Below are 12530 nucleotides of genomic sequence, written 5' to 3'. Positions count from 1 at the left end.
GCTCGCCTCCTATCTTTCCAGGACCAGTGACTTGCCTTCGAAGCGCGACACGCACGGCATGATCTTGCAGCCGGAACGGTGGTCTTCCTCACTCAGCCAGTGGTCGTTGTGGATGAACTTGCCGTCATACGAGACGACGTTGGTCTCGCACTGGCCGCAGACACCGCCGCGGCAGAGATAGGGCGGATCGACGCCGGCGGCCTCGATGGCTTCGAGCAGGCTCTGCTGCTCGCCGACGCGGATGGTCTTGGCGCTGACGGCAAGTGTGACGTCGAACGGCAGGCCGGGCTGGGGTGCCGCGAAATGCTCGTAATGCACGGTCTCCGCCGGCCAGCCGAGAGCCGCGGCGCGCTCGCGCACCCAGTTGATCATGCCGGCCGGGCCGCAGACATAGAGATGGGTGCCGAGCGGCTGCGAGGACAAGAGACGGTCGAGTTCGATGCGCTCGCCGCGGTCGTCGTGATAGAGCCGGACGCGACGGCCATAGCGCTCCTGCAGCACATCGGCATAGGTGCCGAGCGAGGCGGTGCGGCAGGTGTAGTGCAGCTCGAAATTGCCGCCGGACCCGGCGAGCTGCGCGGTCTGCGCCATGAACGGCGTGATACCGATGCCGCCGGCAAGCATCAGATGCTTCTTTGCCCTGAGGTCGAGCGAGAACAGATTGACGGGGTAGCTGACCACCATCTCCAGGCCGGGCTTGACGCTCCGGTGCATGAACAACGAGCCGCCGCGGCCGACATCGTCGCGGCGCACCGAGATGGTGTATTCGCGGGTGTCGAGCGGCGATCCCATCAGCGAATAGGGATTGAGCCTTGTGCGGTCGCCATCGCGCATCTCGACCACGACATGGGCGCCGCCGGAAAAGGTCGGCAAAAGCTCACCGTCACGGCGGCGGAAATGGAAGCGCGTCACCAGTTCGTTGACCGGGACGACGTCGCTGACGACGACATCGAGCTTGGTGGTGCCGGCGCTCATGGGAAGACCTCCTCGATGGGAGGTATCTCCGAGCGATCCTCGGCATTTATGCAGACGCCCTGGAATGCGGCCAGCCGTCGCGAATAATGATCGCGCACCAGAAGCAGCAGGCCGCAATGCGCGCAGGTGGCCGGCTGCGTCGTCACATTTTCGGTGATGCCTTTGCAATGCACGCACTGCATGCGCCGCGCCAATGAGCCGCGATGCTCGGTCTGCATGGAGGTATGATCGATGCCGGCTTCGAGCGCCACCTGCATGGCCTGGCCGATCAGCCCTTCGGTGCCGGCGAGATAGAGGCGCAGGCCCATATGCGCGTTGGCAAGCGTCTGCTTCAGCCGGGGCAGCAGGCTGGCGAAGGTTGGCGCGACATGAAATTGCGCGGACTTCAGTGCCTCAAGAGCGGCAACGTGCTTGCCGTCGGCCCCGGGAATGAAGACGATTTCGGCGCCGTCGAAGAAGCCGGGGGGCGCCGTCCTTGCCATATCGACGATCGCCAGCGCGCCTTCCGCATCCGCCACGAAAAGATGATGCTTGCCGGGCTGCGGGGACAGGGTTCCGTAAATGGGCCGGCTGATGATCGTTTTGGCTGCCATTCTCTACTTCGTACCTCGAAACCCCTCGCTGTCGATTGTGCCTCAGCCTTTCGCCGTGCGCTTGGTCTTTTTGGGATCGTCGAAGGGCAGAGGCTGCGCCGTCGCCCTGATCGAACCGCTCTTGTTGCGGATCTCGAGCTTGGTGTCCTTGACCGCGCAGTCGACGTCGAGGCGGGCGATGCCCATCGATTTCTCGACCAGCGGCGAATACATGGCGCAGGTGACCACGCCCACCTTTTTGCCGTCGCGATAGACCGGCGCGCCCTCATCCGCGGGTTGCTTGCCGTCGAGCAGCACGCCGTAGATCTTGAAGCGCTCCTTGCCCTTGAGGCGGTAATGCTCTTCGGCGCCGCGAAAGCCGGTCTTGCCGGGGCTGACGGTGAAGTCGAGGCCGAGCTCCCACAGCGTGTCGCCGGGGCCTTCGTTCTCGAACGGATATTTCTGCGAGTTGTCATAGGGATAAAACAGCAAATAACTTTCGACGCGCAGCATATCGAGCGTGGTGAAGCGGCACGGAATGATGCCGGCGCTCTTGCCCTCGTCGAGGATCCTGTCCCAGATCGTGCCGGCGTCCTGGCCGCGGCAGAATATCTCGTAGCCGCGCTCGCCGGTATAGCCGGTGCGCGAGATCATGACGGGAAAGCCGAACAGCTGCGTCTGCATATGATGGAAATAGTTGAGGTCGCGAATGCCCGGCACATGCTTTGAGAGATAGTCGACCGCGGTCGGTCCCTGCAGCGACAGGTCGTGCAGATTGTCGTCGAAGCGCAGCGATACGTCGCGGCCGACGGAAGCGCGCTGCAATTCCTCATGGCCGGTGCCGGAGCCGTGCACCACCATCCAGGCGTTCGGCCCGGTGCGGTAGAGGATGCAGTCGTCGGTGAATTTTCCGGCCTCGTTCAGCATGCAGGCATAGGCCGACTTGCCGGGATAGATCTTCTCCACGTCGCGCGTCGTTGCCAGGTCGATGAGGTGTGAGGCGTGCGGCCCGGTGATGTGAACCTTCTTCAGGCCCGACACATCCATCAGCCCGGCCCTGGTGCGGATGGCGGTGTATTCCTCGTCGGCGTCCTTGTCGTAGGTCCAGGCGGTGCCCATGCCGCTCCAGTCTTCGAGCTTCGAGCCTAACGCGCGATGGCGATCCGCCAGGGTCGAAAATCTCCAGGATGCCGTCATCCGCAAATCCTCCGTTCGAAAATTCTATTGTGTTCCCGGCTCCCTGCGCGAGGCGGGAGCATTTGGTCGAATATTGATCGCAAACGTCCTGATGCCGCAATACCCGGAAGCAAATAATTTCATTGTCAGGCAAAATTCGCGGCTGGGGACAAACGGTTAACCCAACGTAAAATCGGCTTGACAATTGCTGGATTCGGCCCGAATTTATGAAAAAAATTTCACTCTGTTGAAAGAGGGCAGCGGGCGGCCAATTCGGGGTCGGGCGCTGGAAAAGGGGAAACCGATGTCAGACCTGCAGCAGCGCATCGAAGCGCTGTACCGTTCCGACCTGCGCGGATCCGCGCTCCTGATCATCTGCCTTTGGGCGACGATCCTCTTCGTGCTTGTCATGACATGGCGCTACATCCCGGACACCGGGATCAAGATCGTCGTCGCCATCGCTGCCGCCGCCGTGCTGATCTTCAATACGGCCGCCATCCTGGCGATGGTCAATCACTACAAGGAAGACAAGGACTTCATCTACGGTCTCGACATCAAGAACGCCGACGCGGCCCGCAACCGCAAGTCCTGAAAACAGAACGTCCTGAGGGGTAGAAGTCATGTCGCGCTACACGCCGCCGGAACAAGGCAAGGCCGGGCAGATTTTCGATATCGTGGTCGTCGTGGTCGCCATTTTCGTGGCGCTGTGGCTGCCATTGAAACTCGGCCTGGCGGGTGCGGCGAAATCCATCGACGCGCTCGATGCCAAAACCTGGGAAGCGTTGGGACAGAACCCGACCATGGCCTCGATCTGGGAAAAGCTCGGCTATACGCCGGAGACCGCGCACGACATCATCCAGAACCGCTTCCACTACATCATCGACTGGCCGACGCTGATCATCATGGCGGCGGTGCTGATCGGCTATTTCGTCTTCCTGTTCCGCGCCTCCGACCGCGAATATCGCGACGTCATCAACGAAAAGTTCGACGACAAGTAACGCCAGAGATTTTGGGGAAGCACGCTCATGTGGGTCGCACTCTCTTACGCATCGTGGGGCATCTCGGTCGTGCTTGCGCTGTGGATGCTCTACGACTGGTTCAAGATCGACACGACCTATTCCGAGGAGGTGCTGACTTCCTCGCGCGAAGGCGAGCTTGAAGCCGCTTCCGAAAAACACCGGATCTGAGTGGGGATTGAACAATGACGATCACGCTTGAACCGGCAATACACGGCGACAGGGTTTCACTGCTACGCGTGCTCGGCCCGGCCCATGTCTGGGCGCTTGGCGTCGGCATCGTGCTGGTCGGCGAATTCACCGGCTGGAATTTCTCGGCCGACAAGGGCGGCGCACTGGCGGCGCTGATCGTCTGCTGGGTGGTCGGGCTCTTGTACACTTCGGTCGCCATGATCGACTCCGAGGTGACATCGACGGTTGCCGCCGCCGGCGGCCAATACGCGCAGGCCAAGCACATTGTCGGGCCGCTGATGGCCTTCAACGTCGCGCTGTTCCTGGTCTTTGCCTACACCATGCTGGAGGTTTCGGACGCCATCCTGCTCGGCGACACCATCGTCGCCAAGGCCGGCGTCGAAGGGCTCACCCACAACTCCTTCATTGCCGCCACCATCGTCGTGCTGGCATGGCTGAACTATCGCGGCGTGCTGATGACGCTCAACGTCAACTTCGTCATCACGGCGATAGCCTATGTCTCGATCGTTATCCTGTTCTTCTCGGTCAGCCCCTGGACGCAGGGTGCTGTGCTGAAGCTCAACGAACTGGTCACCCCCGGCAATGCGCTGCCCTATGGCTGGATCGGCGTCATCGCGGCCTTCCAGTTCGGCATCTGGTACTATCTCGGCATCGAAGGCACCACGCAGGCCGCCGAGGAAGTGCGCTCGCCGGCGCGTTCGCTGCCTTACGGCACCATGGCCGGCATGATCACGCTTTTGATCGCCGCCGCCATGACCTGGTATGTCTGCGCCTCGCTGATGCCCTGGGAGTACCTCGGTATCACCTATTATCCCTTGTGGGACGCCGGCAAGCTGACCGGCAGCCCGCTGCTGGAAAACCTGTTGTTCGTCGCCACGCTGCTCGCGGCACTGGCGTCGGCCAATGGCTGTATCAACGATGCGGCCCGCGCGTGGTTCTCGCTTGGACGCGACCGCTATCTGCCGACATGGTTCTCGGCCGTGCACCCGAAATACCGCACGCCCTATCGCTCGATCCTGTTCCTGTTGCCGATCGCGCTCGCCTTCGCCTTCATAGCCGACCTCAACCAGGCGATCACCTTCTCGATCCTGTCGGGCGTGCTGCAATACACCTTCATGAGCATAAACATCATGATGTTCCGCAAAAAGTGGCCGCTGGGCACGATCCGCCGCGGCTATACGCACCCGTTCCACCCGATCCCGGCGATCGTGCTGTTTTGCCTCTGCGTGGTGACCTTCTTTGCGATCTTCCTCGGCTACGGCACGCAGCTGATCGCCATGGTCGCCTTCTACTTCCTGATCTCGCTGTGGTTCCACTTCTACCGTTACCGCTATGTGCGCCGCGGCGACCAGTTCACCATGCCGTGGCCGAAGCCGCAGGGCTATTGACAGGAGAGGGCCTGCCGGTCTGGGCGGGCATGGCGTGACGAGGTGTCTGACGTGACGACAGCATTGCTGGCCGGGGCGGTCGCCGTGGCTCTCGTCCTGCACCTCGCCTGGCATGCGCGCGCCAGCCGCAAAAAGGCCAAGGCTGATCTTGCAGCCGAGGCAGCCAGCATCCGGACCGTCATCACAGATGCCGTTGATGTCTCCGATAACACAGCCGGCGTTGTCACCTGGGCGGGTTCGTGGAACGGACAGCGCGTGCAGCTGCGCACCATCGTCGACACGCTGGCGACGCGAAAGCTGCCGGCGCGATGGTTGAGTGTCACGATCACAGAGCCGGTTGCGGTGCCGGCGACCTTCGACATGATGATGCGGCCGGGCTCGCCGACGACCTTCTCCAATTTCGACCACCTCCAGCACACACTGCCGAAGGCACCCGGCTTCCCGGCCGAAGCGGTGCTGCGAACCAACCTCAGGGCGGCGCGCTTTCCGCAGAACCTCATCGCCCGCCATCTCGACATCTTTGCCGAAGGCCGCGCCAAGGAACTTCTGATCACACCGAATGGCGTGCGCATCGTCTGGCTGCTGACCGAGGCCGAGCGGGCGCGCTACGGCGTGTTCCGGCAGGCCGCATTCGGCGGCGCCAGGCTGGATCCAACGCTGGTCGAGAGACTGCTGACCTCAGCATCGGCGCTGCGCGGTGCCATCAACCGACAGGAAAGGCAGGTGGCATGAGCGCTCCCTCTCCCGCTCCAACAAACCCGTATCTCGTGCTCGGCGCGGCCATCGTCTTGCCGGCCAGCGGCCACGTCATTCTGGGCGTGCCTGTGCGCGGCCTGCAATTCCTGTTCTTCATAGTGATCCTCGCCTGGGTGACGGCCAAGATCGCGCCGGCCGATGCCAGCTTCGTCGGCCGCCACGCCGGCGGCTTCCTGATCTATGCGCTGTCGATCCTCGATGCCTACAGAATAGCCCGCATCCGCACCGCCACATGGATTCACAGCGCCCGCGACGGCGGCGATAGTTCACAAGGCCGCATCGAGCCGGATACGTAACTACAGGAATATTTTTTTCATATGATTGAATTCGCACGACGCATTCGATACATCATCGTCTAGTGGTAACGCCGGGAGGCTGACATGTGTGGAATCGTCGGACTTTTTCTGAAAGACAAGTCGCTTGAGCCGCAGCTCGGCTCGATGCTGTCGCAGATGCTGATATCGCTCAGCGATCGCGGCCCCGACAGCGCCGGCATTGCCATCTATGGCGCGCCTTCCAGGAATGAAGCCAAGATCACCATCCAGTCCGCGAAGCCCGAGCGCGATTTCCGCGGCCTCGACGCCGAACTCGCGAAGGCCATCGGCGCGCCGGTGAGCATAGCAGTGAAGTCGACGCATGCGGTGCTCCGGACCGCGCCCGACAAGGTCGATGCCGCGCGCGAAGCGCTGCAGTCAATCCGCCCCGACGTGCGCATCATGGGCGCCGGCGAAGCGGTGGAAATATACAAGGAAGTCGGTCTGCCGGAAGCGGTCGTCGACCGTTTCGACGTCCGCTCGATGACCGGCACCCATGGCATCGGCCATACCCGCATGGCGACGGAATCGGCCGTCACCACGATGGGCGCGCATCCGTTCTCGACCGGCGCCGACCAGTGCCTGGTACACAATGGCTCGCTGTCCAACCACAATAATGTGCGACGTGAGCTGGTGCGGGAGGGCATGAAATTCGAGACCGAGAACGACACCGAGGTCGCCGCCGCCTATCTCTCGTCGCAGATGGCGCATGGCAAGAACCTCGGCGAGGCGCTGGAAGGTACGCTGTCCGACCTCGACGGCTTCTTCACCTTCGTCGTCGGCACCAAGAACGGTTTCGGCGTGGTGCGCGATCCGATCGCCTGCAAGCCCGCCGTCATGGCCGAGACCGACCAGTATGTCGCCTTCGGCTCGGAATATCGCGCGCTGACCAAACTGCCCGGCATAGACAATGCGAGGGTCTGGGAACCGGAACCCGCAACCGTCTATTTCTGGGAGCATTGAGCCCATGCCGGCAACCAAACTTTCGAAGGCGGCGCAAGACCAGGCGTCCCGGGTCTTCGATCTCGATGTGTCGTCGCTGCGAGAGCTCAACCAGGCGCTTCACAATCTGACGCCCGGCTCCAACGAAACGGCGTGGGAAGTGCTGCACCCGAAGGGCAGCCATTCGGTTGCCGTCGGCGTCGACCAGCCGGTCAGCATCGATGTGCGCGGCAGCGTCGGCTACTACTGCGCCGGGATGAATGACGGCGCTGCGATCACAGTGCACGGCTCGGCCGGACCTGGCGTCGGCGAAAACATGATGTCGGGCTCGATCGTCATCAAGGGCGACGCCAGCCAGTATGCCGGCGCCACCGGCAAGGGCGGGCTGCTCGTCATCGAGGGCAACGCCTCGTCGCGCTGCGGCATCTCGATGAAGGGCATCGACATCGTCGTGCACGGCAATATCGGCCACATGTCGGCCTTCATGGCGCAGTCCGGCAATCTGGTGGTGCTGGGCGATGCCGGCGACGCACTTGGCGATTCCATCTACGAAGCGCGGCTGTTCGTGCGCGGCAAGGTCGAAAGCCTGGGCGCCGACTGCATCGCCAAGGAGATGCGGCCCGAGCATATCGAACTGCTGCAGGGACTGCTCGACCGCGCCGGCGTCACCGGCGTCAAGCCGTCGGAATTCAAGCGCTACGGCTCGGCGCGCACGCTCTACAATTTCAATATCGACAACGCCGACGCGTATTGAGGCAGCATGACCTACAAGAACCCGCCGACGACGCCGCGCAAATCCGCGACCTTCGACGACTACACGCTTTCCGAAATCCGCCGCGCCGCGGCGACCGGCATCTATGACATCAGGGGCGCCGGGGCCAAGCGCAAGCTGCCGCATTTCGACGATCTGCTGTTCCTCGGCGCCTCGATCTCGCGCTATCCGCTGGAAGGCTATCGCGAGCGGTGCGCCACGTCGGTGGTGCTGGGCTCGCGCTATGCCAAGAAGCCGATCGAGCTGAAAATCCCGATCACCGTTGCCGGCATGAGCTTCGGGTCGCTGTCCGGCCCGGCCAAGGAAGCGCTCGGCCGTGGCGCCACACTCTCAGGCACGTCGACCACCACCGGCGACGGCGGCATGACCGAGGAAGAGCGCGGCCATTCCAAGCAACTGGTCTACCAGTACCTTCCGTCGCGCTACGGCATGAACCCCAGGGATTTGCGCCGCGCCGACGCCATCGAAGTGGTCGTTGGCCAGGGCGCCAAGCCGGGCGGTGGCGGCATGCTGCTTGGCCAGAAAATCTCCGATCGCGTTGCCGAAATGCGCACGCTGCCGAAGGGCATCGACCAGCGTTCGGCCTCGCGCCATCCCGACTGGACCGGGCCGGACGATCTCGAGATCAAGATCCTCGAGCTGCGCGAGATCACCGACTGGGAAAAGCCGATCTACGTCAAGGTCGGCGGCGCCCGCCCCTATTATGACACAGCACTTGCGGTGAAGGCCGGCGCCGATGTCGTCGTCGTCGACGGCATGCAGGGCGGCACGGCGGCCACCCAGGAAGTATTCATCGAAAATGTCGGCCAGCCGACGCTTGCCTGCATCAGGCCGGCGGTGCAGGCGCTGCAGGATCTCGGCATGCACCGCAAGGTGCAGCTGATCGTGTCGGGCGGCATCCGCAATGGCGCCGACGTCGCCAAGGCGCTGGCGCTCGGCGTGGACGCGGTGTCGATCGGCACGGCAGCGCTGGTCGCACTCGGCGACAATGATCCGCGCTGGGAAGCGGAGTACAATGCGCTCGGCACCACCGCCGGGGCCTATGACGACTGGCACGAGGGCCGCGACCCCGCGGGCATCACCACGCAGGACCCCGAACTGATGAAGCGGGTTGATCCGGTCGCCGCGGGACGGCGTCTGGCGAACTACCTCAAGGTGATGACACTGGAGGCGCAGACCATTGCGCGTGCCTGCGGCAAGAACAGCCTGCACAATCTCGAGCCCGAGGATCTCGTAGCCCTCACCATCGAAGCCGCCGCCATGGCCGGCGTGCCGCTGGCCGGCACCAACTGGATACCGGGGAAAAACGGCTTCTAAAAAACACATCAAAATAAGCGAGGAACTATAATGGGGAACGATCTCGCCGCATTCGCCAAAGAGAACGGCGTCAAATATTTCATGATTTCCTACACCGACCTGTTCGGCGGCCAGCGCGCCAAGCTGGTGCCGGCGCAGGCGATCGCCGACATGCAGAAGGACGGCGCCGGCTTCGCCGGTTTCGCCACTTGGCTCGACCTGACGCCGGCGCATCCTGATATGCTGGCGGTGCCGGATCCGGATTCGGTGATCCAGCTGCCGTGGAAGCGCGATGTCGCCTGGGTCGCCGCCAACTGCATCATGGACGACAAGGAAGTCGAGCAGGCGCCACGCAACACGCTGCGCCGGCTGATTGCGGAAGCCGCCACTGACGGTATGCATGTCAAGACCGGCGTCGAGGCTGAGTTCTTCCTGATCTCGCCGGACGGCAGCGTCATCTCCGACAAATACGACACGGCTTCAAAACCCTGCTACGACCAGCAAGCGGTGATGCGCCGTTACGATGTCATCGCCGAGATCTGCGATCATATGCTGGCGCTGGGCTGGAGCCCCTACCAGAACGACCATGAGGACGCCAACGGCCAGTTCGAGATGAACTGGGCCTTCGACGATGTGCTGGCGACCGCCGACAAGCACTCGTTCTTCAAGTTCATGGTCAAGTCGGTGGCGGAAAAGCACGGCCTGCGCGCGACCTTCATGCCTAAGCCCTTCCAGGGCCTGACCGGCAATGGCTGCCACGCCCATATTTCGGTGTGGGACAAGGCCGGCAAGGTCAACGTCTTTGCCGACAATGCGATGGAGCTCGGCCTGTCGGCTAAGGGCAAGAATTTCCTTGGCGGCATCATGAAACATGCCTCGGCGCTGGCCGCCATCACCAACCCGACGGTGAACTCCTACAAACGCATCAACGCGCCGCGCACCATTTCGGGCGCCACCTGGGCTCCGAACACGGTGACCTGGACCGGAAACAACCGCACCCACATGGTGCGCGTGCCCGGCCCCGGCCGCTTCGAGCTGCGGTTGCCGGACGGCGCCGCAAACCCTTATCTGCTGCAGGCCGTCATCATTGCCGCCGGTCTCGACGGCATCCGCTCCAAGGCCGATCCCGGCAAGCGCTACGACATCGACATGTACCAGAACGGCCACACGGTGAAAGGCGCGCCGAAGCTGCCGCTCAATCTGCTCGACGCGCTTCGCGAATACGACAAGGACAAATCGCTCAAGGCGGCGCTGGGTGAGGAATTCTCGTCGGCTTATCTAAAGCTGAAGCACCAGGAATGGAATTCCTATGCTTCGCACTTCACGCAATGGGAGCGCGACCACACGCTGGACATATAATCGTCCCAGCTGTGCGAGCGACCTCGGAATGACCTGATGAAATATTCGATCTTCTCGCTCGCCCGTGCTGCCCTTTCCGGCCACAAGAATTGGCAGCGCACCTGGCGCGATGCGCCGCCCAAGGACCACTACGATGTGGTGATCATCGGCGGCGGCGGCCATGGGCTCGCCACCGCCTGGTTCCTCGCCTGCGAGTTCGGCATCAGAAACGTCGCCGTGCTGGAAAAGGGCTGGATCGGCTCCGGCAATGCCGGCCGCAACACCACCATCATCCGTTCCAATTACGGCCTGCCCGGCAATACCGGCTTCTACGAGCTTTCGATGAAGCTTTGGGAGCGGATGGAGCAGGACCTCAACTATAACGCCATGGTCAGCCAGCGCGGCGTCCTCAACCTCTATCATTCCGATGCGCAGCGCGACGCTTATGCGCGGCGCGGCAACACCATGCGCATCAATGGCATAGATGCCGAACTGCTCGACCAGGCGGCGCTGAAGAAGATGCTGCCGTTCCTGAATTTCGACCATGCGCGCTTTCCCGTGCAGGGCGGCCTCCTGCAGCGCCGCGGCGGTACGGCGCGCCACGACGCGGTGGTCTGGGGCTATGCCCATGCGGCGAGCGAACTCGGCGTCGACATTATCCAGAACTGCGAGGTCACCGGCTTTGTCCGGGATGGCAACGGCAAGGTGGCCGGTGTCGAGACCTCGCGCGGCAAGATCGGCGCCGGCAAGGTCGGCATGGCGGTTGCGGGTTCCTCCTCGCGCGTCGCCGCAATGGCTGGCCTGCGCCTCCCGATCGAAAGCCATGTGCTGCAAGCCTTCGTCTCGGAGGCGATCAAGCCGCTCATTCCCGGCGTCATGACCTTCGGCGCCGGCCATTTCTATGTCAGCCAGTCGGACAAGGGCGGGCTGGTCTTCGGCGGCGACATCGACGGCTACAATTCCTATGCCCAGCGCGGCAATCTGCCTGTCATGGAGGATGTCTGCGAGGGCGGCATGGCGCTGATCCCGATGATCGGTCGCGTGCGGCTGTTGCGCCAATGGGGCGGCATCATGGACATGTCGATGGACGGCTCGCCGATCATCGACAAGACGCCGGTCGACGGACTCTATCTCAATGCCGGCTGGTGCTATGGCGGCTTCAAGGCGACGCCGGGGTCGGGCTTGGTCTTTGCCCATCTGCTGGCGCGTGACGAAACGCACAAGGAGGCGGCTCGTTTCCGCCTCGACCGCTTCCGGACTGGCGCCATGATCGACGAAAAGGGCCAGGGCGCCCAACCGAACCTGCACTGAGGCTGGCGAGATGCGTATTGTCTGTCCCTTCTGCGGCGAACGCGAACTCGGCGAGTTCAGCTATCTCGGCGACGCCAAGCCTGTACGGCCGGCGGCGGATGCCGGCGAAGATGCCGTCTACGACTATGTCTATCTGCGCGACAACATCGCCGGCGTGATGGCAGAGAACTGGTATCACGGCGGTGGCTGCCGGGCCTGGCTGAAGGTCACCCGCAACACGCTGACGCACGAGATCTCGGCGGTGGAGCCGGCGGCGGGCGCCGGGGCGAGGCAGGTGGCGAAATGAGCTATCCTGTCGAAATCGTAGCCGTCGCGAAAAGCGCCAGCCCCCTACCTCCCCCTTGTGGGGAGGTCGGACCGCAGGTCCGGGTGGGGGTCGGTGCCGCGGCGCCCCCCCCCCCCGCGCCCGCGGCCCCGCCCCCCCCGCGGCGGGCGCGGCGGGGGCGGGGCGGCCGCGGGGCGCCCGCGCCCAGATTGATACC

The 12530-nt window shown here is 63.3% G+C and carries 15 protein-coding genes; 12 read left to right on the top strand and 3 right to left on the bottom strand.

What is annotated here, in order from left to right; genetic code table 11:
* Positions 1–9: 9 nt before the first annotated feature.
* Genes NKJ78_RS21485 through NKJ78_RS21475 form a run of 3 tightly spaced genes read right to left on the bottom strand, consistent with a single transcriptional unit; the run spans position 10 to position 2744 of the window.
* Entirely contained in the window at positions 10–975 is a 966-nt protein-coding gene (locus NKJ78_RS21485) for a PDR/VanB family oxidoreductase (RefSeq protein WP_352460075.1), read from the bottom strand.
* Positions 972–1568 (bottom strand): dimethylamine monooxygenase subunit DmmA family protein, encoded by a 597-nt coding sequence (locus NKJ78_RS21480; protein ID WP_023668542.1) that lies wholly within the window; start codon positions 1566–1568, stop codon positions 972–974. Before NKJ78_RS21480 ends, NKJ78_RS21485 begins: the two co-directional genes overlap by 4 nt.
* Before the next feature lie 42 nt (positions 1569–1610).
* Positions 1611–2744 (bottom strand): aminomethyl transferase family protein, encoded by a 1134-nt coding sequence (locus NKJ78_RS21475; RefSeq protein ID WP_023668543.1) that lies wholly within the window; start codon positions 2742–2744, stop codon positions 1611–1613.
* 283 nt (positions 2745–3027) lie between these two features.
* Between NKJ78_RS21475 and NKJ78_RS21470 the strand changes: the two genes are divergently transcribed.
* The 12 genes from NKJ78_RS21470 (at position 3028) to NKJ78_RS21415 (ending at position 12334) form a co-directional block, all read left to right on the top strand.
* On the top strand, positions 3028–3315 hold the full coding sequence (locus NKJ78_RS21470; protein WP_352460076.1) for a hypothetical protein: 288 nt from the start codon (positions 3028–3030) through the stop codon (positions 3313–3315).
* A gap of 28 nt (positions 3316–3343) precedes the next feature.
* On the top strand, positions 3344–3721 hold the full coding sequence (locus NKJ78_RS21465) for a hypothetical protein (RefSeq protein ID WP_023668545.1): 378 nt from the start codon (positions 3344–3346) through the stop codon (positions 3719–3721).
* Between the two features lie 27 nt (positions 3722–3748).
* Positions 3749–3910 (top strand): hypothetical protein, encoded by a 162-nt coding sequence (locus NKJ78_RS21460; protein WP_023668546.1) that lies wholly within the window; start codon positions 3749–3751, stop codon positions 3908–3910.
* A gap of 14 nt (positions 3911–3924) precedes the next feature.
* Positions 3925–5319, top strand: coding sequence for an APC family permease (locus NKJ78_RS21455; protein WP_023668547.1), 1395 nt, complete (start codon positions 3925–3927; stop codon positions 5317–5319).
* 42 nt (positions 5320–5361) lie between these two features.
* Positions 5362–6051, top strand: a complete 690-nt coding sequence (locus NKJ78_RS21450) for a hypothetical protein (RefSeq protein WP_023738435.1) — start codon at positions 5362–5364, stop codon at positions 6049–6051.
* Entirely contained in the window at positions 6048–6371 is a 324-nt protein-coding gene (locus tag NKJ78_RS21445; protein WP_023738434.1) for a hypothetical protein, read from the top strand. Before NKJ78_RS21450 ends, NKJ78_RS21445 begins: the two co-directional genes overlap by 4 nt.
* A gap of 84 nt (positions 6372–6455) precedes the next feature.
* Positions 6456–7352: a class II glutamine amidotransferase gene (locus NKJ78_RS21440; RefSeq protein WP_023668550.1), complete on the top strand. Its 897-nt coding sequence runs from the start codon at positions 6456–6458 to the stop codon at positions 7350–7352.
* 4 nt (positions 7353–7356) lie between these two features.
* A complete protein-coding gene (locus NKJ78_RS21435) occupies positions 7357–8085 on the top strand; it encodes a GltB/FmdC/FwdC-like GXGXG domain-containing protein (protein WP_023668551.1) in 729 nt (242 codons plus the stop codon).
* A 6-nt stretch (positions 8086–8091) separates the two neighbouring features.
* A complete protein-coding gene (locus tag NKJ78_RS21430) occupies positions 8092–9420 on the top strand; it encodes an FMN-binding glutamate synthase family protein (protein ID WP_352460077.1) in 1329 nt (442 codons plus the stop codon).
* 30 nt (positions 9421–9450) lie between these two features.
* Positions 9451–10758: a type III glutamate--ammonia ligase gene (gene glnT, locus NKJ78_RS21425; protein WP_023696631.1), complete on the top strand. Its 1308-nt coding sequence runs from the start codon at positions 9451–9453 to the stop codon at positions 10756–10758.
* Positions 10759–10794: 36 nt separating this feature from the next.
* Positions 10795–12048, top strand: coding sequence for a sarcosine oxidase subunit beta family protein (locus NKJ78_RS21420; protein ID WP_023732170.1), 1254 nt, complete (start codon positions 10795–10797; stop codon positions 12046–12048).
* A 10-nt stretch (positions 12049–12058) separates the two neighbouring features.
* Positions 12059–12334 (top strand): sarcosine oxidase subunit delta, encoded by a 276-nt coding sequence (locus NKJ78_RS21415; RefSeq protein ID WP_023732171.1) that lies wholly within the window; start codon positions 12059–12061, stop codon positions 12332–12334.
* Positions 12335–12530: the final 196 nt, after the last annotated feature.

It is taken from the genome of Mesorhizobium sp. M0037 (assembly GCF_040323635.1).
Taxonomy (GTDB): Bacteria; Pseudomonadota; Alphaproteobacteria; order Rhizobiales; family Rhizobiaceae; genus Mesorhizobium.
This window is presented reverse-complemented; position numbering and strand designations above follow the sequence as displayed.